The following is a 21628-nucleotide window of genomic DNA, read 5'->3' as shown; positions in this document are numbered from 1 at the left end:
CCTCCTGGCAGTGCATGAGTGCGATGGGATGGAGCCGCATCGGCGCGACGTGTTGCCGCGGCCGATCGGCGCTTCGACAGCTTACGCCGCGGACACGGGCGCTGTCATGGCGCAGCGCATAAACAAAAACGCGGACCCGAAGGTCCGCGTTTATCACCTGCACTCAAACGCCGCGCACGACGCTCAACACTCGACGATATTCACCGCCAACCCGCCGCGCGACGTTTCCTTGTACTTGGTCTTCATATCGGCGCCGGTCTCGCGCATCGTCTTGATCACCGAATCGAGCGACACGTAGTGGCTGCCGTCGCCGCGCAACGCCATCCGCGCGGCGTTGACCGCCTTCACCGACGCCATCGCATTGCGCTCGATACACGGAATCTGCACCATCCCGCCGACCGGATCGCAGGTGAGCCCGAGGTTGTGCTCCATGCCGATCTCAGCGGCGTTCTCGACCTGCCTCGGCGTGCCACCCATCACCGCGGCGAGCGCGCCGGCGGCCATCGAGCACGCGACGCCGACTTCACCCTGACAGCCCACTTCCGCGCCGGAAATCGACGCGTTCAGCTTGTACAGAATGCCGATCGCGGCGGCGGTCATCAGGAAGTCGATCACGCCCTGTTCGTTCGCGCTCGGCATGAAGCGCGTGTAGTAATGCAGCACCGCCGGAATGATGCCGGCCGCGCCATTGGTCGGCGCGGTGACGACCCGGCCGCCCGCGGCGTTTTCCTCGTTGACGGCGATCGCGTACAGATTGATCCAGTCGACCATCGACAGCGGATCCTGCAACGCGCGCTCCGGATGACCGGTCAACGCGCGATACAACTGCGGCGCGCGACGCTTCACCTGGAACGGTCCCGGCAGATTGCCGTCGGCATCGGGATTGTTGATCCCGCAGCCGCGCGACACGCACGACTGCATCACGTCCCAGATCTTCAGCAGGCCCGCGCGGGTTTCTTCCTCGCAGTGCCACACCCGCTCGTTTTCCCACATCAGTTGCGCGATGCTCTTGCCGGTCGACTCGCACAGCGCGAGCAATTCGTTCGCGCTGCGAAACGAATGCGGCAACTGGTCGACCGCGGACAACACCTTGGTGTTCGGCGCGCCGGCCGTCACGACGAAGCCGCCGCCGACCGACAGATAGGTCGCTTCGCGCAGCGTCGCGCGTTGCGCGTCGAACGCGTACAGCTTCAGGCCGTTCGGATGCTCGGGCAGCGCCTGACGATAAAACGCGATGTGCTCCTTCTGCACGAACGGCACCTCGTGCGTGCCGAGCAGCGCGAGCTTGCGCGACGTGCGCACCGCGTCGAGCCGCTGCGCGATCGTGTCGGGGTCGACGGTGTCGGGCGCGTCGCCGAGCAGGCCGAGCATCACGCCGCGATCGGTGCCGTGGCCCTTGCCGGTCGCACCCAGCGAGCCGTACAGCTCCGCTTTGACCGACGCGACCTGATCGAGCAGTCCGTCGCGCTCGAGTCCCTGGACGAACATCAGCGCGGCGCGCATCGGTCCGACCGTGTGCGAGCTCGACGGACCGATGCCGATTTTGAAGAGATCGAAAACGCTGACTGCCATTTACTGCTCCTGCCGATAAATAAAGGGTTAGCGCGCCGGCAGCGGCAAACACACGGCGAGCCACGCGGGCGGCGTCGGTGCTAGCTGCAGCGCGACTGGCGTAAAGCGTCCATCGAGACGCGCCGCCAGGTGAAACAGTTCCGTCGCGTTCTTCGGGTCCCACGGACCCGAATAGCCGGGCAAGCCGGCTTCGCGACGTTTTGCATCGAACGGTACGTTCGAATGCACGAATTCCTCGTGGCTCTGGCTGCCGGTCGCAAACGGCACCAGCCAGTTCAGCGCGGCGAGCAGCGTCGCGCCGTTCGCGCCCTTTTCCTGCAGCCAGTTGCGGTTGTGGCGGCGCGCGGCGAGCGCGGCGGTCACGAGCGGCTGCAGGTCGTAGGTCACATAGTGCAGCGCGTCGCGCTCGCTGAAGTCGATCGTGGTGCCGTCCGGCGCGATGTTGTCGCCGATATGCTCGACGAACAGCCGCTGCGCGGTGTTGATCATCTTGCGGTTATCGAGCGTGAACGCGGCCATCGCGATCAGCTTGATCCGGTGACTCTGCCAATTGTTGCGGAAGGTGCCGGTCAGCGGCCGCGGTTGCGCATCGATTTGCGCGATGTAGCCGTTCGCGAGTTTCGTCAGGAACGCCATCGCCGCGTTGCGCGTTTTCACCGGCAGCGCGCTCGCGGTCATGTCGTACGCGAGGATCAGACCTTCGAAATGGGTTTCGTCGATTGGATTGAAACTCGGCTGATAGGTCGTGACCCATGCATACAGCAGCCGGTCGACCAGTTTCAGGAAACGCTCGTCGCTGGTCGCGCGCCATGCGAGCGCGGCGTCGCGCAGCAGATCGAGATCCTTTTCCGCTTCGACGCTCTGATCGTAGATGCCCTCGTGCGGCAGCGTGCCCTCGGTGTGCAGCTTCGCGAGCGCGTGCGGCTGCTCGTTCAGACGGGCCTGCACGTTGCTGACGAGCGCCTTCACGCCGGGATCGGCATTGGTGCGCTCGCTGGTCTGCAACGCGGGCGCCGCGCAGAAATTCATCGCGGCCTGCGCTTCGCGCAACGGCAGCAGCGTTGCCGCGCCGGCCAGCAGCACCGCGCAGGTGGACCGCCACGAATGGGCTGGGATGGCTTCGGGCCGGCTTTGCATCGATCGCACCTGTCGCGCCATGCGGAACTCCTCGTTAGGCTGATTCGGTGTGTGATGTTAGCCGGTTGCGGGCACGAACGACAGAAGCGCCCGCCGCCCGCCCCGGCGTACAGCTGCCGGGACCGGCGCCGGGCGCCGCGCGCTACCCCGCTTACTCGTAGTCGGCGATCGGCACGCAGGAGCAGAACAGATTGCGGTCGCCGTACACGTTGTCCGCGCGCCCGACCGGCGGCCAGTACTTCTTAGCGATCAACGTGGGCAGCGGATACGCGGCAGCTTCGCGCGAGTAGCCGTGCTTCCAGTCGTCGGCGACGACCACCGCCGCGGTGTGCGGCGCGTGCTTCAGCGGGTTGTCCTCGCGATCGGCGCGGCCTTCCTCGACCGCGCGGATTTCCTCGCGGATCGCGATCATCGCTTCGATGAAGCGGTCGAGTTCTTCCTTCGACTCCGACTCGGTCGGCTCGACCATCAGCGTGCCCGGCACCGGGAAGCTCATCGTCGGCGCGTGGAAGCCGTAGTCGGCCAGACGCTTGGCGACGTCGTCGACGGTGATGCCGCTGGTTTCCTTGATCGGGCGCAGATCGAGAATGCACTCGTGCGCGACGAGGCCGCCGGGGCCCGAGTACAGCACCGGATAGTGCGGCGCGAGCTTGTTGGCGACGTAGTTCGCGTTGAGGATCGCGATTTCGGTCGCGGCGCTCAGGTTCTTCGCGCCCATCATCGCGATGTACATCCACGAGATCGGCAGGATCGACGCCGAGCCGAACGGTGCGGCCGATACCGCGCCGATGCCGCTTTCCGCGCGCTGGTAACCCGACGAAGTCTGGTTCGGCAGGAACTGCGCGAGGTGCGCGCCGACCGCGACCGGACCGACGCCCGGTCCGCCGCCGCCGTGCGGGATGCAGAAGGTCTTGTGCAGGTTCAGGTGCGAGACGTCGCCGCCGAACTGACCCGGTGCGCACAGACCGACCATCGCGTTCATGTTCGCGCCGTCCACGTAAACCTGGCCGCCGTGCGCGTGCACGATCTCGCAGATTTCACGGACGTTCTCTTCGAACACGCCGTGCGTCGACGGATACGTGATCATGATCGCCGCGAGTTTGTCCGCGTGTTGGGCGGCCTTCTTCTTCAGATCTTCGGTGTCGACGTTGCCCTGCGCGTCGCACGCGACGACCACCACCTGCATGCCGGCCATCTGCGCGGACGCGGGGTTGGTGCCGTGCGCCGAAGCGGGAATCAGGCAGACGTTGCGATGCGCTTCGCCGCGCGACGCGTGGTACGCGTGGATGATCAGCAGACCCGCGTACTCGCCCTGCGAGCCCGCGTTCGGTTGCAGCGACACCGCCGCATAACCGGTCGCGGCGACCAGCATCTCTTCGAGCTGATCGATCATTTCGCGGTAGCCGACCGTCTGTTCAGCCGGCGCGAACGGGTGAATCTGGCCGAATTCGGGCCACGTGACCGGCAGCATTTCCGACGTCGCGTTCAGCTTCATCGTGCAGGAGCCGAGCGGGATCATCGAGCGATCGAGCGCGAGATCCTTGTCCGACAGGCTGCGCAGATAGCGCAGCATTTCGGTTTCCGAATGATGGCGGTTGAACACGTGATGCGTCAGGTACGCGCTGGTGCGTTCGAGCGCGGCCGGCACCGAGGCGCTATTCGACGCGCTCAGCGCGGCGTCGAGCGCGTCGATTTGCGGCACGTCGTTCGAGAAGGCCGCTTGCGCGAACGCCGCGAGCAGGTCGGCGAGGTCGCCGCGCGTGGTGGTTTCATCGACCGACAGGCCCACTTGCGTCGCGCTCACGCGGCGCAGGTTGATGCGCTTCGCGGTCGCCGCGTCGAGCAGCGCTTGCGTGCGGGCGCCGGTGTCGAACGTGAGGGTGTCGAAGAAGGTGTCGTTGACGAGCTTGTAGCCGAGTTGCTTCGCGCCTTCGGCGAGCAGCGCGGCGACGCGGTTCACGCGCAGCGCGATCGTCTTCAGACCGCGCGGGCCGTGATAGACCGCGTACATGCTGGCCATGATCGCGAGCAGCGCCTGCGCGGTACACACATTCGAGGTCGCCTTCTCGCGGCGGATGTGCTGTTCGCGCGTTTGCAGCGCGAGACGCAGTGCGGGGTTGCCTTGCGCGTCGACGGTCACGCCGACGAGGCGACCCGGCATCTGCCGCTTGAATTCGTCGCGCACCGCGAGGTACGCGGCGTGCGGGCCGCCGAAGCCGACCGGCACGCCGAAACGTTGGGTGTTGCCGACCGCGACGTCCGCGCCCCATTCGCCCGGCGGCGTCAGCAGCGTCAGCGCGAGCAGGTCGGCGGCGGCGACCACGTGGCCGCCGGCCGCGTGGATCGCTTCGGTGAGCGCGCGGTAGTCGCGCACGTCGCCGTTCACGCCCGGGTATTGCAGCAGCACGCCGAACGCGTTCGCATTCGCGGCTTCGGCGGCGGGGCCGACCTTCACTTCGATGCCGACCGGCGTCGCGCGCGTCTTCACGACTTCGATGGTTTGCGGCAGCACGTCGTCGGCGACGAAGAACACGTTCGACTTCGGTTTGCCGACGCGTTGCAAGAGCGTCATCGCTTCGGCGGCGGCGGTCGCCTCGTCGAGCAGCGATGCGTTCGAGATGGCGAGGCCGGTCAGGTCGGTGACCATCTGCTGGAAGTTCAGCAGCGCTTCGAGACGGCCTTGCGAGATTTCCGGTTGATACGGCGTGTACGCGGTGTACCACGCCGGATTTTCGAGCACGTTACGCAGGATCACCGTCGGCGTGTGGGCGTTGTAATAGCCCTGGCCGATGTACGAGCGGAACACCTGGTTCTTGTCCGCCAGCTCGCGCAGCGCGGCGAGCGCTTCGGCTTCGCTCTTCGGTTGTGCGAAGGGGCCGAGCGGCAGCGTTTCGGTGCGGCGGATCGTCTTCGGGATGACGGCGTCGATCAATGCCGCGCGCGACGCGAAGCCGAGGGCTTCGAGCATCGCTTGCTGGTCGGCCGCATCCGGGCCGATATGCCGTTCGGCGAAGGCGTCGTGCACTTCGAGCGCGGCGAGCGAGAGAGGAGTGCGGTTCATCAGACGATCCGGGTGTTCGAGCTTCATGGGTGTTCCTGGCGATGCGGCGCGCGCTTTTCGCGGGCGCCGCACCTGACGGTTAAAACAGAATGTGACTCAGGCGCTGCGTCAGAGGCTGACTTACGCGCCGATCGACTTCGCGTACGCGTCGGCGTCGATCAGGCGATCCAGCGTCGCGCCGGCGGCCGGCTTGATCTTGAACAGCCAGCTGTCGTACGGCGAGCTGTTCACCGAGTCCGGCGAATCGGACACGGCGGTGTTCGCTTCGATGATCTCGCCCGAGACCGGCGCGTAGATGTCGGAGGCGGCCTTCACCGATTCGATCACGGCGACGGTGTCGCCGGCCGTGACGGACTTGTTCAGTTCCTGGACTTCGAAGAAGACGATATCGCCGAGCGCTTCCTGCGCGTGGTCGGTGATGCCGACCGTCAGCGTGCCATCGGCTTCGGTGCGGACCCATTCGTGCGATTCGGTGTATTTCAGATCGGCCGGGATGCTCATCGGATGCTCCTATGCGGTTTGTTCGGTATTGATTGGAATTAGGGGGGCGTGCGCCGGCCGTTCAGACCGCCAGCACTTTGCCGTTGCGCACGAACGGCAGTTTTACCACGCTTGCGGGGCAGGCTTTGTCGCGAATCTGGACGTGCACGGTGTCGCCCGGCTGCACGCCCTTGGGCACGCGCGCGAAGGCGATCGATTCCTGCATCGTCGGCGAGAAAGTGCCGCTGGTGATTTCGCCGTCGCCGTGCGTGGTCACGACCTTCTGATGCGCGCGCAGCACGCCCGCGGCCTTGCCGTTGTCCTTCAGCAGGATCAGACCGACGAAGGCGGCGCGCGAGCCGTCGGCTTCGAGCTTGCCCTTGCCGACGAAGTCGCGCGGCGCGGCGAGGTCGACGGTCCAGGCGAGGCCGGCGTCAAGCGGCGAGACGTTGTCGTCCATATCCTGGCCGTACAGGTTCATGCCGGCTTCGAGGCGCAGCGTGTCGCGCGCGCCGAGACCGGCCGGGCGCACGCCTTGCGCCTGCAACGCGTTCCACAGCGCTTCGACGTGGCTGGCCGGTACGATCACTTCAAAGCCGTCTTCGCCGGTATAGCCGGTGCGCGCGACGGTCAGCTCGCCGAACGGCGTACCGTCGACGCGGGCCGCGTTGAACGGCTTCAGTGCTTCGGTCGCGGCGCGCGCGGCCGGCACGGTTTGCCAGAGCTTTTCGCGCGCGTTCGGGCCTTGCACCGCGACGATCGCGAAGTCGCGACGCGGCGTGATCGTCAGGCCGTATTCGCCTTCGGCGTTGAGCTGACCGAACCATGCGATGTCTTTATCGGCGGTGCCGGCGTTGACGACCACGCGGAAATGATCTTCGGCGAAGTAATAGACGATCAGGTCGTCGATCACGCCGCCGTTCGGGTTCAGCATGCAGGAATAGAGCGCGCGGCCCGGCGTTTGCAGTTTCGCGACGTTGTTGGCCAGCGCGAATTCGAAGAACGCGCGCACGCGCTCGCCGGTGAAATCGACCACGCACATGTGGGAGACGTCGAACATGCCGGCGTCGGTGCGTACCGCGCGATGTTCTTCGATCTGCGAGCCGTAGTTGACGGGCATGTCCCAGCCGCCGAAATCGACCATGCGGGCATTGAGCGCGCGGTGAGCGGCGTTGAGCGGGGTGTGTTTGAGTTCGGTCATGGGGCCTCGGGCGTCTCGCGAAACAAAAAAGGCCATGCGGCGCAACACCTCGCGGCGGTGTGCCAGCGAGCGTGCTTGCTTGTGCATGACCCCTCTGTCCTCGATACCTGAGAGATTGCGCTGCCGGGACGGTGGCGTGCTCGCTAGCGAGCCTGCTTTGTCACATCACGGTGAAACGCGCGCCCCTTCGGTGGGCAGCCTGCCTGCGGTGCACGACGTGCGACGCGGATGGCTACTGCCGCTCTCCAGAGTGCGAAAAAACCGCCTTGAAAGCGGGTTTTTCGACGCGGTCGGTCCTTTTGCCTGAGAGTTTGCGGGTGTGCCCCTTCGGCGGCGCGGCCTGCGATTTTTCAGCGGCCAGCGCGCTCTCCCGACGCGTGCGGCGAATTTACGCGACGGCCGGGGGCTTGTCAAATAAAGGCCTTGGGCTTTGAGGGGCGGGCGTCGCGCGGGTTGGCGGCGTTGACCGATGTCAAAAAAGAAAGCGCGGGACCGGAAGGCCCGCGCTGTTTTAGCCGTTTTGATCGGCGTTTTGTCGGCTTCTTACCGTTGGGAATTGCTGCGGTCGCCGTATTGGCCCGCTTTACTCGCCGATCGCGTGAGCCGCGTTGTCCAGCTCCTGATTGAGCACGCGCTGTTCTTCGGCCGTCAGACCGCCGCCGTGCTGCGCGGCCATATCGCGCGCTTCCTGGCGGATCGTTTCGAGCCGGTGATGCAGCGACGCGCCTTGCGACGGCGGGTAGTAGCCCTGATTCACGCGGTTGTCGATGCGGCGCGCGAGACTGTCGATGCGGCCATTGACCTGACGCAGGCGCTGATCGGCGATCTGTTGGGCGGTCGGGCCCGGATGCGCGGGCGGCGGGGGCGTCACCACGCAGGCGGCGACGGACGTGAGCAGCGCGCACGCGGCAAGGGCACGGATGAAACGAGACATGAATTCTCCCGGAGTCGTTGTCGATTGGGTGGAAGCTACGTCGGTAGCAACGGCTGATGGCGGCAGTTCGCTGACCCGGCAGCGGCCGAATTTGTAACGTTATGTTCCTTTCGGGAATGTCAGAAAAGCCCGGTGGGACGGGCTTTCGAGGCCTGGCGGGTCGCGCCGTTTTTGGTACACAAAACGGCGCGACGCCACGCGGACACGGGTCCGCGACGGCCTCAGCGGATGCGCTCGAACGGCAGCCGCGCGCCCTGTTCTGAGCTGCGCGCGGCGAGATCGATGATCGTCATCACGTCGACCGCGTCCTGAGCGCTGACCGGGAACGCGACACCGTTCTGGATCGCGTCGGCCAGGGCGATGTAGAAGCCGGCGTAGTCGCCGTCGCGAGTCGGCAGTTCGCGCTCGACTTCCTGCTCGCCTTCCAGCACGCGCAAGCGGCCGGCGGTGTTGCCGCCGCCGAAGCCTTCGTCGCCGGGGCGCAAGCCGGCTTTCAGCTGGTCTTCCTGGGTATCGAGCCCGTACTTCAGGTAGCTGCCGCGGGTGCCGTGGATCGCGAAGCGCGGACCGGGCATCGCGGTCAGCGCGCTCGCGTGCAACACCACTTCGAAGTCCGGGTAGCCGAGCTGGATGTGTACGTAGTCGGGCGCGCTGGCGTCGTCGCGATGCGCGCGCACCGTCGCCGACACCGTTTGCGGCGGGCCGAACAGCGCGAGCGCCTGGTCGATCAGATGCGGGCCGAGGTCGAACAGCAGACCGCCGCCGCGCGTCACGTCCTCGCGCCAGCGCTGGCGCACGCCGGGGCGGAAGCGGTCGAAGTGCGATTCGTAGTGCGTGACGCGGCCCAGTTCGATGCGCGCGAGCAGGTCGCGCACGGTCAGGAAGTCGCCGTCCCAGCGACGGTTGTGAAACGGCACGAACAGCTTGCCGCGCGCGAGCGCGATGTTCGCGAGCGTGTGCGCGTCGGCCGCGTTCAGCGTGACCGGCTTGTCGACGACCACGTGCTTGCCGGCTTCGAGCGTGCGGCGCGCGAGGTCGAAGTGGGTGTCGTTCGGCGTCGCGAGCACGATGCAGTCGATGTCGTCGAGCGCGAGCAGCGCGTCGAAATCGGCGACGATCTTCGCGTGCGGATAATCCGCGTGCGCGTGTTCGGTCTGGCTGGTGGCGATCGCGGCGACGCTCGCGCGTCCGCAATTCTCGATCACCGGTGCGTGAAAGGTCGCGCCGGCGAAACCGTAGCCCATCAATCCAATCTTCAACGATGCGGACATGCGTGTCTTCCTGCAGGAGCGGCGCGCTGCCTTGCCACCGCGGCGGCGGCGCGCAATGCCGGTATTGTGGCATTTGTGGGATGGACTGGGGGCGCAGTCGTGCCGCGAACCATCGCGGGCAAGCGCCACGGTAACCGGTGCAGGTAACCGTCGAAGGTAACCGTCGAAGGTAACCGTGTTAACATCGCTCCTCTCGCGCAAAACGCGCCGCGCCGGAACGCGATCCGCGACTCCGGCCCCGCGCCGCCGCGCAGCATGCCCCCGGGCTGTCGGGCCGGCGTCTCCCGCCGGTAGCCACGACCGTCCTCAACCGTTTTACCCATCCACACACGATGTCCGCTGGCCTGAATCCCGCTCAAAGTGAAGCGGTCCGTTATCTCGACGGTCCCTGTCTCGTGCTCGCCGGCGCGGGCAGCGGCAAGACGCGCGTGATCACGCAGAAGATCGCTCACCTGATCGAAGCGAAAGGCTTCGAACCGCGCCACATCGCCGCCGTCACGTTCACGAACAAGGCCGCCGCGGAAATGCGCGAGCGCGTCGGCAAGCTGCTCGAAGGCAAGACGCTGACGACGCCCGGCAAGGAAGGCCGCAAGGTGCCGGTGAACCAGCTGACGGTTTGTACGTTCCACTCGCTCGGCGTGCAGATCCTGCGCCAGGAGGCGGAGCACGTCGGCCTGAAGCCGCAGTTCTCGATCATGGATTCCGACGACTGCTTTGGGATGATCCAGGAGCAGGTCGGCTCGACCGACAAGGGCTTCATCCGCAAGATTCAATCGATCATCTCGCTGTGGAAGAACGGCCTGATCATGCCGGAGCAGGCGATTGCGACCGCGTCGACCGAGGACGAGCACCAGGCCGCGATCGTCTATCGCAACTATGTGGCGACGCTGCACGCGTATCAGGCGGTCGATTTCGACGACCTGATCCGGCTGCCGGCCGAACTGTTCGCGAGCAACGAACAGGTCCGTGACCGCTGGCAGAACAAGCTGCGTTATCTGTTGATCGACGAATATCAGGACACCAACGCGTGCCAGTACGAACTGGTGAAGCTGCTGGCCGGCAAGCGCGCGGCGTTCACCGCGGTCGGCGACGACGATCAGGCGATCTACGGCTGGCGCGGCGCGACGCTGGAAAACCTCGGCCAGCTCGGCAAGGACTTTCCGCACCTGCATCTGATCAAGCTCGAACAGAATTACCGCTCGACGGTGCGGATCCTGACCGCCGCGAACAACGTGATCGCGAACAATCCGAAGCTGTTCGAGAAGAAGCTGTGGTCCGAGCACGGGATGGGCGACACGATCACCGTGACCGGCTGCAACGATGAGGAGCACGAAGCGGAGTCCGTGGTGTTCCGCCTGTCCGCGCACAAGTTCGAGCGGCGCACGAATTTCCGCGACTACGCGATCCTCTATCGCGGCAATTTCCAGGCGCGCATCTTTGAACAGGTGCTGCGCCGCGAGCGGATTCCGTACGTGCTGTCGGGCGGCCAGTCGTTCTTCGACAAGGCCGAGATCAAGGATATCTGCGCGTATCTGCGGCTGATCGCCAACGCCAACGACGACCCCGCGTTCATTCGCGCGATCACGACGCCGCGCCGCGGCGTCGGCAATACGACGCTCGAGGCGCTCGGCGCGTTCGCTGGGCAGGCGAAGGTGTCGCTGTTCGAGGCGGTTTATATGGGTGGTATCGAGGCGCGTCTGTCGCCGCGCCAGATCGAGCCGATGCGCGTGTTCTGCGACTTCATGCAGCGCCTGACCGATCGCGCGGAACGGGACGCGGCCGGCACGCTGCTCAACGAGCTGATGGAGGCGATCCACTACGAGGCGTATCTGTACGACGCGTTCGACGAACGTCAGGCGCAGGCAAAGTGGCAGAACGTGCTCGAGTTCATCGAGTGGCTCAAGCGCAAGGGCACCAAGGAAGAGCCGCAAGCCGGCAGCGATGCGACCGGCTATGACACCGCCGACGGCCTCGCCGATACCGGCAAGAACCTGCTTGGCCTGATCCAGACCGTCGCGCTGATGTCGATGCTCGAAGGGCGCGAGGAAGATCCGGATGCGGTGCGGCTGTCGACCGTGCATGCGTCGAAGGGGCTCGAGTATCCGCACGTGTTCCTGGTCGGCGTCGAGGAAGGGATCATGCCGCATCGCGGCGGCGCCGACGACGAACCGATCGACGACTCGCGCATCGAGGAAGAGCGGCGCCTGATGTATGTGGCGATTACGCGTGCGCAGCGCAGTCTGCATCTGAACTGGTGCAAGAAGCGCAAGCGTGCGCGGGAGACGATCGTCTGCGAGCCGTCGCGCTTCATCAATGAGATGCTGCTCGACGATGCGCCGCCGCCGACGGCCGAAGAGGCGCCGATGTCGCCGAAGGATCGGTTGGCCAGTTTGAAGGCGTTGTTGCAGAAGGCTTGAAGGGGCTCACGGCTGCGTGGCTCACGGCTGGTAAGTTACGACGCGGCCCATCCCTCACGCTTTCCGCGCAACGCGCATGAAAAAATCCCTGCAGCGCTTGCGCGCCTGCAGGGATTTTTTATTGGGCGGGTGAAACCGGCGACCGCCGCGCCGGCCGTTCTACGTTCTGGTTACTTCACCGCGCTGACCATATAGTCGACGGCGGCTTTCACATCCGCATCCGACGCGTTCGAGCCACCCTTCGGCGGCATCGCGCCCTTGCCGTGCAGCGCGTAGTTGTAGACGGTGTCCATCGACTCCTTCAGGCGCGGCGCCCAGGCTTCCTTGTCGCCGAACTTCGGCGCGTTCAGCACGCCGGCTGCGTGACAGGCCTGACAGACCGCCTGATACAGCGCCTTGCCGGCCTGCGCCGCGTCCGCGCCGCCTGCGGCAGCCGCCGCGGGAGCCGCCGCTTGCGGCACGCTGGCCAATGCCGCTACCGCCGCGGCGGCCTGCTGGGCCGCGCCGGCATCTGCTGCGGCCGGGCCCGAAGCTGCCGCCGCGCCGGATGCCGCGGCCGCGCCGGCCGCCGGCTGGGCCGGTTCGGGGAAGCTCCCGCCCGAGTTGTTCGCCATATAGGCGACCGCGCGGGCGATCTCGAAGTCGCTGTAGTCGTCGGGGCTGGTGCCGCCGCGCGGCGGCATCGCACCCTTGCCGGCCAACGCGGTGTGCAGCAGCGTGTCGAAGCCTTGCGCGAGGCGCGGCGCCCAGTCGGCGGTATTGGTGAATTTCGGCGCGCCTGCCGCACCCGACGCGTGACACGCGGAGCAGACCGCCTTGTAGACTTCCTCGCCGCTCTTGTAGACGCGCGGCGCGTTGGCGTCGCGGATTTCGACCTGAGCGAGCGGATGGATCCGGGAAGCGACATCGGCTTCGGAGAGGGAGTCGGTGCCGGCGCCGGTGCGGGTCGAGTTATCGACGTAGACCGCGAGCAGAATGATGATGATGATCGGCACAGCGAACCCGGCGATGACCGCGGCGATGAGCTGTGCTGGGGTTTTGATCGGGGCTCCGTGTGGTGCTTCGCTCATGCTTGTCTCGTCTCCGTGGGTATTGTGAGCGGTACAGCGCGACGGCAACTTCTTGTTCTTTATCAGCCACGGACGATTATAGACGCAAGATTTCAGCGGCGGCGAGGGGCCCCGGAGGCTGTTCAGCAGGCGTTTACCCGGAGCGAAGCGGCGGGCGACGGGCCGTGTGCAAGGCTTGCGGAGATGGGCCGGCCGCCGGCCGGTGGACGCTTCGACGGAAACCGGGTATCCTTGCGGTCTCTCGCTTTGGCGTCGCGTCCGTTCTGGTTGCCGCGCTCTCGCGTAGTCCACGCAGTTTTGCGTTGAAGCGCCCGTAGCTCAATGGATAGAGTACTGCCCTCCGAAGGCAGGGGTTGCTGGTTCGATCCCAGCCGGGCGCGCCATCTGTGACAAATTCCCCCAAGTTTTCATGCTCTGTGAGTTTTCGCCACAGATGTCGTAAACGACACCCGTGGCTACCACACGTAGTACAGATTTAGACTCTTCGGTCTTCCCGTCCCAAATCTGGACGGTCAGTCATCCTCCTTCTGCATGACCCCGCGATTTTCATACCTGTCTCAGCAAACGCTTTGAGGTAGGCTCTTTGCACGCGCTGTCGTGACCCGAGCCCGATTTTTCCCCTTAATCGGGCCACCACCCGCCTTCGTGAGGGATACTCGCCCGCCGCGCGGAGCGCGTTGTGCTCAGTCAAATACATGTCGTTGAAGGTCTCGGTCTCTTCCCGACGGAGAGACGTGGACAGCTCGCGGCCGTGTCTGACCAAAAACTCCTGTTGCTCAGGGAAATTGTTCTTCAGATATTTCAGCGAAATCCCAACGGCTCGCGCCGCTTCGGTTGCGTTGTTCGCGCGGCCGCTGCGAATCAATGCGTCAAGTTCCGCTCGCAAGTCTTCGTTCGGTCGCCGGGCCCTGGTCCCCCCGCGTAGAACCAAGCGACGGCATTGCTCACTCGGCGCGGGCCGGAGCGAAAGCATCACGCTGTTTCCGAGCAGGATGTCAGCGATGGCGCAGCCGCAGCAATACGCGGTCTGCACTAGACGCGGGAAGCTCATTTGCACGCTATCTTTCACCCATCCGTGGACTTGGGATTTGCTGATACCCAGATGAGCCGCGAAGCGCGCTGACACGCCATCGAATAAAAGATTAATTGCATGAGTGAGAAAGACAGACTGAGCGGTGGCCGAATAGCCTGCGTTGGAAAAATAGACGGCGTCGTCGAGAAGCTCCGCAATAAGACGAGAGGTTTCGACCTCGAAGTCTGATGCTGGTATATGGATTGGCGTCTCTCCGATTTTGTACTGTGCAGCAACCTCGTGAGCGAGGCTCCCGTTCCGCCGTTTCGAGGTGCGGCGTTGCTTCGCCTGAGGTCGGCTGACGAGCTGTAGCCGATGCAACGGGCACGCCTTCGCCGCGTCAATGCTCCATAACAATCGCTCGTAGCAGTCGCGGCCTAGCCGCGCGTCATCTTCGTGGCAACCGGGGCAAAAGCGCTCCTTCTCGGACAGCAGCACGAATTCGGACACGAGGCTTTTGAGCGGCAACAAGGTACAAAGCTGCAGGTTGTTGCGATGGGTCAGGTAGTTGAGGGTTTGAGCCCAGCGATTCGCTTGTTCCGTCAGGCTCGAGACATTGAGGTTGTATGCCGCTCGGCCGATATCCCGGCTCATCCTAGCGCCGCTGACGTGCAGAAGTTCTTCCGCTGCCGGTCCGACGATTGTGTTGGTAAGTGTCCAGCGCGTCACGTCGTGGGCCTCGCACAAACGAGTAAGGTACCGTTGCGATTTCGTCGGTCGTTTGCGCGGTTCCTTCACAAATCAGCCCGTGAATGCAGTCGCCGATGAAACGCACTCGGCGCCCTTTGCCAAAATTGATGACGTCAAGAGTGTCGTCGTTGCGGATTATGTTCGCGAACTGGCGCTCGAAAACATTCCGACGAACAACTCGGGGCAATAACCGGGAGAGTGTGATGACGGGCGAAAAAGGGTACTACGGCGGTCAAAGCGGATGGGCATGCGCGTCAGCTTGACGGCAATCTCATTCGCTAGCGTTAACCGACCGCACGTTCAGCGCAGGCGTAACGTGGATGTTTTCATCAGTGTCCTCTCCTTGCCCCAATGCCGGTCTTGGTTACTACCGAAGGGGGACAACCTTGCGAGCAAATTGCGGCGTACAGGAATCGAGTAACTTCACAGTTGCCCGAAAGCCTCGCCTGAGTTGACGTGTAATTGACGACAGCGATACTGTATATGCATACAGTAAATATTCGATTAGTCAGTAAGGATGACCGGTCGTTCCGGGGCGTAATCGTATAACACTTGTCGCTTCATGGGTAAGAGACCGTCTGCGTTGCGTCGTGAGCAAGATAAAGCTGCGTGTTTAGCACTTCGCCGCCGTAGCGGGGCGCCGCGCCGCCACCGCCGACGTGAATGAACGGCCGAGAACAGTTGCTTAGCCTTGTCCGATAAGGCTTTGGGGGAAAATCCAAGTACGACAGCCGTAGGGTGCACTCAGGTATGTGCGCGACATTAGTAGAGTGCACAGCGCTCTAAACGCTCGTCAAAAACCCTTAAATTTGGTCGGAAAAGCCGCGTAAACGACACGGGTAGGGTGTACTTCGCGACGTCAGTGGCGTAACTGCACATGCTCGGCTTTTCCAGCTCTGGAACAGCGCCGTAGCGTTGCGTGACCCAGTCGCGACCCCAAGTCTGGTTCGCGATATCGCAGTCCATTGAATGTGCGCCGAAACAAAAAAGGCCCGATGCTTGCATCGGGCCTTTTTGCTTTAACTGTCGCGGCCCATTCTTCGAGCCGAAAAATCGCCGTTCCGCACACGCGATCGGCGGCAGGCTGGAGCCAATTCCGCCTGCCAATTTTTGCAATATGCTAACAACAATATTCAAAGCATATTACAGAATATCCCGGCTAAAAAAATCCCCGCAAATACCCCGCTTATTTTCCGAATTCCAGTCGATCCGGTCCTTCTCCATCCGGCAATCGTTTGCCAGATGGCGATTTCACGCCATTAACGGTTAATTCTCTTAAGCGTCAATTATCAGACGAAAACGCGCCATCCGACCTGACCAAATATTTCCAATTATCACGTCAAGTTTCAAAGGCTTTCGCCGTTATCGGTATGGACCGGAAAAGCTCTTCCACGGCTAAAGGTCATGCAGGACTCGCGGTGCCACCAGGGGCAAGGGGGTCTCGGCTGTTGCAAACAAAACGTGGGTGCCTTGGCGGGGGGCTGGCTGTTGCCGCGCCGGGAAACAATATTTAAATAGGACCAACCAAAATGACCTCTGTCGTATCGGCAATGGGCCCGACGCAGATCGCGCTATTGACCACAAAGCAGATCGGCCAGCTAGCGACCAGCGACATTGCCAGCCTGACCACTTTGCAGACAGCGGCGCTGACATCCACCCAGATTGCGGTGATGTCTTCGGCCGACATCGTCTCGCTCAGCTCCGCCTCCCTCGCGCTGTTCAACCAGAGCCAGACGCAGGCGCTCAACAGCTCCGATCTTCAGGCGTTGGGCATGGGCGTGGCTTCGCTGACCGTCTCGTTCCTGACGACCGTACAGGTCGCCGCGCTGTCGAGCACGCAGATCGAAGCGATGAGCGGCTTCAACACCGCCCAGACCCAGGCGCTGTCGACCAAAATGATCCAGGCGCTCGGCACCGCAGTCGCGTCGCTGAACGTCGCGATGCTGTCGACCACCCAGGTCGCGGCGCTGTCGACGATCCAGATCGAATCGCTGACCGGCTTCAGCACCGCGCAGACCCAGGCGATCACGAGCTCGACGATCCAGGCGCTCGGCACCAATGTCGCGGCGTTGACCACCAGCATGCTGTCGACGGTGCAGGCCGCTAACCTGTCGTCGGATCAGGTCGCGTCGCTGAACTCGGGCGGCACGTCGCTGCTGTCGTCGGTGCAGATCGGCGCGCTCGCCAGCACGGCGGTCGCGGGCCTCGCGCTGGCGGGTCTGAATACCGCGCAGTCGCAGGCGCTGAACACGAAGGACATCCAGGCACTCGGTACGGCGGTCGCTTCGCTGTCCACCGCGATGCTCACTACCGCGCAGGTCGCGACGATGTCGACCGCGCAGCTCGAAAGCCTGAGCGGCACGCTGAACACCGCGCAGACGCAGGCGATCTCGACCTCGAACATCTCGGCGCTCGGCACCAACGTCGCGTCGCTGACCACGTCGCTGCTGTCGACCGCGCAGGTTGCCGCGCTGTCGACGATCCAGATCGAGTCGATGACCGGCTTCACGACCGCGCAGACCCAGGTGATCTCGACGGCGAACATCCAGTCGCTCGGCACCTACATCGCGTCGCTGACCACCAGCATGCTGTCGACCGCGCAGGTCGCCGTGCTGTCGGCGCCGCAGGTCACCCTGGTCGGAGCGGATCTGTCGGCCGCGCAGATCGGCGCGCTGAACAGCTCGGGCGTGACCGGCCTGTCGCTCGCCGGCTTCAACACCGCCGACACCCAGGCGCTGACCACGATCGACATCCAGGCGCTCGGCACCAACGTCGCCGCGCTGACCACGTCGATGCTGACGACCGCGCAGGTTGCCGCGATGTCGACGAGCCAGCTCGAAGTCCTCACCGGCCCGCTGAACACCGCGCAGACCCAGGCGATCTCGACCGCGAAAATCCAGGCGCTCGGCACCGCGGTCGTGTCGCTGACCACCTCACTGCTGTCGACCGCCCAGGTTGCCGCACTGTCGACCACGCAGATCGAAGCGATGAGCGGTTTCACGACCGTGCAGACGCAGGCGATCTCGTCGGCGACGATCCAGTCGCTCGGCACCAACGTCGCGGGTCTCACCGCCGGGATGCTGTCGACCACGCAGGCCGCTAACCTGTCGTCGGATCAGGTCGCGTCGCTGAGCTCGGGCGGCACGTCGCTGCTGTCGTCGGTGCAGATCGGCGCGCTCGCCAGCACGGCGGTCGCGGGCCTCGCGCTGTCGGGTCTGAATACCGCGCAGTCGCAGGCGCTGAATACGAAGGACATCCAGGCACTCGGCACGGCCGTCGCAGGGCTGTCCACCGCGATGCTGACCACGGCGCAAGTGGCGACGATGTCGACCGCGCAGCTCGAAAGTCTGACCGGCTCGCTGAACACCGCGCAGACCCAGGCGATCTCGACGTCGAACATTGCGGCACTCGGCACCGCGGTCGCATCGCTGACCACGTCGCTGTTGACGACCGCCCAGGTTGCCGCACTGTCGACCACGCAGATCGAAGCGATGAGCGGTTTCACGACCGTGCAGACCCAGGCGATCTCGTCGGCGACGATCCAGTCGCTCGGCACCAATGTCGCGGGTCTGACCGCCGGGATGCTGTCGACCACGCAGGCCGCCAACCTGTCGTCGGATCAGGTCGCGTCGCTGAGCTCGGGCGGCACGTCGCTGCTGTCGTCGGTGCAGATCGGCGCGCTCGCCAGCACGGCGGTCGCGGGCCTCGCGCTGTCGGGTCTGAATACCGCGCAGTCGCAGGCGCTGAATACGAAGGACATCCAGGCACTCGGCACGGCCGTCGCAGGGCTGTCCACCGCGATGCTGACCACGGCGCAAGTGGCGACGATGTCGACCGCGCAGCTCGAAAGCCTGACCGGCTCGCTGAACACCGCGCAGACCCAGGCGATCTCGACGTCGAACATCTCGGCGCTCGGTACCAACGTTGCATCGCTGACCACGTCGCTGCTGTCGACCGCGCAGGTTGCCGCACTGTCGACCACGCAGATCGAGTCGATGACCGGCTTCACGACCGCGCAGACGCAGGCGATCTCGACGTCGAACATCGCGGCACTCGGCACCAACGTCGCAGGTCTGACCGCGGGCATGCTGTCGACCGCCCAGGTCGCCGTGCTGAACGCGCAGCAGGTCGGCGCGATTTCGTCGGATCTGTCGTCGACGCAGATCGGCGCGCTGAGCAGCGCGGGCGTGACCGGTCTCGTGCTGTCGGGCCTGAACACGGCCGACACCCAGGCGCTGACCACGATCGACCTCCAGGCACTCGGCACCAACGTCGCCGCGCTGACCACGGCGATGCTGACGACCGCCCAGGTGGCGTCGCTGTCGACCTCGCAGATCGAGCTGATGAGCGGCTTCACGACCGCGCAGACGCAGGCGATCACGACGGCGAACATCCAGTCGCTCGGCACCAACGTCGCGGCGCTGACCGCGGGCATGCTGTCGACGGTGCAGGCCGCTAATCTGTCTTCGGATCAGGTCGCGTCGCTGAACTCGAACGGCACGTCGCAGCTGTCGTCGGCGCAGATTGGTGCGCTCGCCAGCACGGCGGTGGCAGGTCTCGCGCTGTCGGGCCTGAACACCGCGCAGTCGCAGGCGCTGAACACGAAGGACATCCAGGCGCTCGGTACCGCGGTCGCTTCGCTGTCCACCGCGATGCTCACTACCGCGCAGGTCGCGACGATGTCGACCGCGCAGCTCGAAAGCCTGAGCGGCTCGCTGAACACCGTGCAAACCCAGGCGATCTCGACGTCGAACATCCAGGCGCTCGGCACGGCGGTCGCGTCGTTGACCACGTCGCTCTTGTCGACTGCCCAGGTTGCCGCGCTGTCGACCGCGCAGATCGAGTCGATGAGCGGCTTCACGACCGTGCAGACGCAGGCGATTTCGTCGTCCACGATCCAGTCGCTCGGCACCAACGTCGCGGCTCTGACCGCCGGGATGCTGTCGACCACGCAGGCCGCCAACCTGTCGTCGGATCAGGTCGCGTCGCTGAACTCGGGCGGCACCTCGCAACTGTCGTCGGTGCAGATCGGCGCGCTCGCCAGCACGTCGGTTGCAGGTCTGGCGCTGTCGGGGCTGAATACCGCGCAGACGCAGGCGCTGCACACGAAGGACATTCAGGCGCTCGGTACGGCCGTCGGTTCGCTGTCCACCGCGATGCTCAGCACGGCCCAGGTCGCGGCGATGTCGGTCGCGCAGCTCGAAAGCCTGACCGGCTCGCTGAACACCGCGCAGACCCAGGCGATCTCGACGTCGAACATCCAGGCGCTCGGCACGGCGGTCGCATCGCTGACCACGTCGCTGCTGTCGACCGCGCAGGTTGCCGCGCTGTCGACCGCGCAGATCGAGTCGATGAGCGGCTTCACGACCACGCAGACGCAGGCGATCACGTCGGCGACGATCCAGTCGCTCGGCACCAACGTCGCGGGTCTGACCGCGGGCATGCTGTCGACCGCGCAGGTCGCCAATCTGTCGTCGGATCAGGTCGCGTCGCTGAACTCGAACGGCACGTCGCAGCTGTCGTCGGTGCAGATCGGCGCGCTTGCCAGCACGGCGGTCGCGGGTCTGGCGCTGTCCGGTCTCACCACCGTGCAGTCGCAGGCGCTGAATACGAAGGACATTCAGGCGCTCGGTACCGCGGTCGCATCGCTGTCCACCACGATGCTGACCACGGCCCAGGTCGCGACGATGTCGACCGCGCAGCTCGAAAGCCTGACCGGCTCGCTGAACACCGCGCAGACCCAGGCGATCTCGACGTCGAACATCTCGGCGCTCGGCACCAACGTCGCGTCGCTGAACGTCGCGATGCTGTCGACCGCCCAGGTCGCGGCGCTGTCGACGATCCAGGTCGAATCGCTGAGCGGCTTCAGCACCGCGCAGACCCAGGCGATCACGAGTTCGACGATCCAGTCGCTCGGCACCAACGTCGCGTCGCTGACCACGACCATGCTGTCCACGTCGCAGATCGCCGCGATGCAGTACACGCAGATCGAGGCGCTGACCGGCATGACGACCGCGCAGACGCAGACGCTCACGAGCAACACGATCCAGCAGATGGGGACGTACGTGGCGTCGCTGACGGTGGGCATGCTGACGACGGGGCAGGTCGCGTCGATGTCGACGATCCAGATCGAATCGCTGAGCGGGCTGAGCACCGTGCAGACGCAGGCGATCTCGACGACGACGATCGTCGCGCTCGGCACCGACGTGACGTCGCTGACGACCGCGATGCTGTCGACCGGCCAGGTCGCGGCGATGTCGTACTCGCAGATCGGCGCGCTGATCGAGAGTTTCTCGGGCACCCAGGTTGGCGCGCTGACGACGCTGCAGGCGCAAAACCTGGCGACGTCCGAACTCGCCAGCGGGATGTCGACGGCCCAGATTCAGGGTCTGTCGGTGAACGACCTGAACGCGTTGTCGAGCGATCAGATCAGCAACCTGAACGTCGCGGCGCTGTCGACGGCGCAGATCGCGGGCCTGAATACGACCCAGATCATCTCGCTGACCTCGAATCAGATGGCGGCGCTGTCGCCGACGCAGTTCTCGTACCTCAATCTGTAGAAAAGAAGCACAAACGGGCCTTAGATCCCGACGTTGCCCGGCACATCGCGTCCGTAACATGATGGACAAAGTGTGTCAGGCACTGCCGACTGGACGAGTGGCGCACTAATCCGCGCCGCTCGCCCAGTCTTTTTTTGTCTGCGTAATCTGCAACCTCTGTGAC

12 protein-coding genes, 1 tRNA gene and 2 riboswitches are annotated in these 21628 nt (G+C 64.7%); of the genes, 4 read left to right on the top strand and 9 right to left on the bottom strand.

What is annotated here, in order from left to right; translation table 11 throughout:
• Nucleotides 1-183: 183 nt before the first annotated feature.
• From BTH42_RS22945 to BTH42_RS22915, 7 genes are all read right to left on the bottom strand, one after another.
• Nucleotides 184-1572, bottom strand: a complete 1389-nt coding sequence (locus BTH42_RS22945; protein WP_075303454.1) for an L-serine ammonia-lyase — start codon at nucleotides 1570-1572, stop codon at nucleotides 184-186.
• 27 nt (nucleotides 1573-1599) lie between these two features.
• A complete protein-coding gene (locus tag BTH42_RS22940; protein ID WP_075303453.1) occupies nucleotides 1600-2730 on the bottom strand; it encodes an alginate lyase family protein in 1131 nt (376 codons plus the stop codon).
• A 130-nt stretch (nucleotides 2731-2860) separates the two neighbouring features.
• A complete protein-coding gene (gcvP, locus tag BTH42_RS22935; RefSeq protein WP_075303452.1) occupies nucleotides 2861-5797 on the bottom strand; it encodes an aminomethyl-transferring glycine dehydrogenase in 2937 nt (978 codons plus the stop codon).
• Nucleotides 5798-5890: 93 nt separating this feature from the next.
• Nucleotides 5891-6271, bottom strand: coding sequence for a glycine cleavage system protein GcvH (gene gcvH, locus BTH42_RS22930; RefSeq protein ID WP_075303451.1), 381 nt, complete (start codon nucleotides 6269-6271; stop codon nucleotides 5891-5893).
• Nucleotides 6272-6332: 61 nt separating this feature from the next.
• Complete coding sequence (gcvT, locus tag BTH42_RS22925; protein ID WP_075303450.1) at nucleotides 6333-7451, bottom strand: glycine cleavage system aminomethyltransferase GcvT; 1119 nt, start codon at nucleotides 7449-7451, stop codon at nucleotides 6333-6335.
• 84 nt (nucleotides 7452-7535) lie between these two features.
• Nucleotides 7536-7710: riboswitch (glycine riboswitch) on the bottom strand.
• Between the two features lie 21 nt (nucleotides 7711-7731).
• Nucleotides 7732-7834, bottom strand: a riboswitch (glycine riboswitch).
• Nucleotides 7835-8034: 200 nt separating this feature from the next.
• Nucleotides 8035-8385, bottom strand: a complete 351-nt coding sequence (locus BTH42_RS22920) for a hypothetical protein (RefSeq protein WP_075303449.1) — start codon at nucleotides 8383-8385, stop codon at nucleotides 8035-8037.
• A gap of 221 nt (nucleotides 8386-8606) precedes the next feature.
• Nucleotides 8607-9656 (bottom strand): oxidoreductase, encoded by a 1050-nt coding sequence (locus BTH42_RS22915; RefSeq protein WP_075303448.1) that lies wholly within the window; start codon nucleotides 9654-9656, stop codon nucleotides 8607-8609.
• Between the two features lie 332 nt (nucleotides 9657-9988).
• Here BTH42_RS22915 and BTH42_RS22910 point away from each other — a divergent pair, with 332 nt between their 5' ends.
• On the top strand, nucleotides 9989-12073 hold the full coding sequence (locus BTH42_RS22910) for a UvrD-helicase domain-containing protein (protein WP_075303447.1): 2085 nt from the start codon (nucleotides 9989-9991) through the stop codon (nucleotides 12071-12073).
• A gap of 170 nt (nucleotides 12074-12243) precedes the next feature.
• Here the strand turns inward: BTH42_RS22910 and BTH42_RS22905 are convergent, their stop codons facing one another.
• On the bottom strand, nucleotides 12244-13143 hold the full coding sequence (locus BTH42_RS22905; protein ID WP_075303446.1) for a cytochrome c5 family protein: 900 nt from the start codon (nucleotides 13141-13143) through the stop codon (nucleotides 12244-12246).
• 307 nt (nucleotides 13144-13450) lie between these two features.
• On the opposite strand from BTH42_RS22905, the gene BTH42_RS22900 reads away from it, so the two are divergent.
• Nucleotides 13451-13526 (top strand) — tRNA-Arg (locus BTH42_RS22900).
• 92 nt (nucleotides 13527-13618) lie between these two features.
• Here the strand turns inward: BTH42_RS22900 and BTH42_RS22895 are convergent.
• The gene (locus BTH42_RS22895; protein WP_372237278.1) at nucleotides 13619-14809 is read right to left on the bottom strand and encodes a hypothetical protein; all 1191 of its coding nucleotides are present in this window, start codon (nucleotides 14807-14809) and stop codon (nucleotides 13619-13621) included.
• A 154-nt stretch (nucleotides 14810-14963) separates the two neighbouring features.
• On the opposite strand from BTH42_RS22895, the gene BTH42_RS36110 reads away from it, so the two are divergent.
• Both BTH42_RS36110 and BTH42_RS22885 read left to right on the top strand, forming a co-directional pair.
• Nucleotides 14964-15095 carry a hypothetical protein gene (locus tag BTH42_RS36110; protein ID WP_256702155.1) on the top strand — a complete coding sequence of 44 codons (132 nt, stop codon included), beginning with the start codon at nucleotides 14964-14966 and terminating at the stop codon, nucleotides 15093-15095.
• 1339 nt (nucleotides 15096-16434) lie between these two features.
• Entirely contained in the window at nucleotides 16435-21465 is a 5031-nt protein-coding gene (locus BTH42_RS22885) for a hypothetical protein (protein WP_143752174.1), read from the top strand.
• Nucleotides 21466-21628 lie beyond the last annotated feature (163 nt).

This window comes from Burkholderia sp. SRS-W-2-2016 (genome assembly GCF_001931485.1).
GTDB lineage: Bacteria > Pseudomonadota > Gammaproteobacteria > Burkholderiales > Burkholderiaceae > Paraburkholderia.
Note: the sequence above shows the minus strand (reverse complement) of the source record. Positions and strands in the feature narration are given on the sequence as shown.

Coding starts and splice junctions, on each gene's coding strand:
- BTH42_RS22945 (WP_075303454.1), bottom strand. CDS start 1,572: ATGGCAGTCAGCGTTTTCGATCTCTTCAAAATCGGCATCGGTCCGTCG.
- BTH42_RS22940 (WP_075303453.1), bottom strand. CDS start 2,730: ATGGCGCGACAGGTGCGATCGATGCAAAGCCGGCCCGAAGCCATCCCA.
- gcvP (WP_075303452.1), bottom strand. CDS start 5,797: ATGAAGCTCGAACACCCGGATCGTCTGATGAACCGCACTCCTCTCTCG.
- gcvH (WP_075303451.1), bottom strand. CDS start 6,271: ATGAGCATCCCGGCCGATCTGAAATACACCGAATCGCACGAATGGGTC.
- gcvT (WP_075303450.1), bottom strand. CDS start 7,451: ATGACCGAACTCAAACACACCCCGCTCAACGCCGCTCACCGCGCGCTC.
- BTH42_RS22920 (WP_075303449.1), bottom strand. CDS start 8,385: ATGTCTCGTTTCATCCGTGCCCTTGCCGCGTGCGCGCTGCTCACGTCC.
- BTH42_RS22915 (WP_075303448.1), bottom strand. CDS start 9,656: ATGTCCGCATCGTTGAAGATTGGATTGATGGGCTACGGTTTCGCCGGC.
- BTH42_RS22910 (WP_075303447.1), top strand. CDS start 9,989: ATGTCCGCTGGCCTGAATCCCGCTCAAAGTGAAGCGGTCCGTTATCTC.
- BTH42_RS22905 (WP_075303446.1), bottom strand. CDS start 13,143: ATGAGCGAAGCACCACACGGAGCCCCGATCAAAACCCCAGCACAGCTC.
- BTH42_RS22895 (WP_372237278.1), bottom strand. CDS start 14,809: ATGAGCCGGGATATCGGCCGAGCGGCATACAACCTCAATGTCTCGAGC.
- BTH42_RS22885 (WP_143752174.1), top strand. CDS start 16,435: ATGACCTCTGTCGTATCGGCAATGGGCCCGACGCAGATCGCGCTATTG.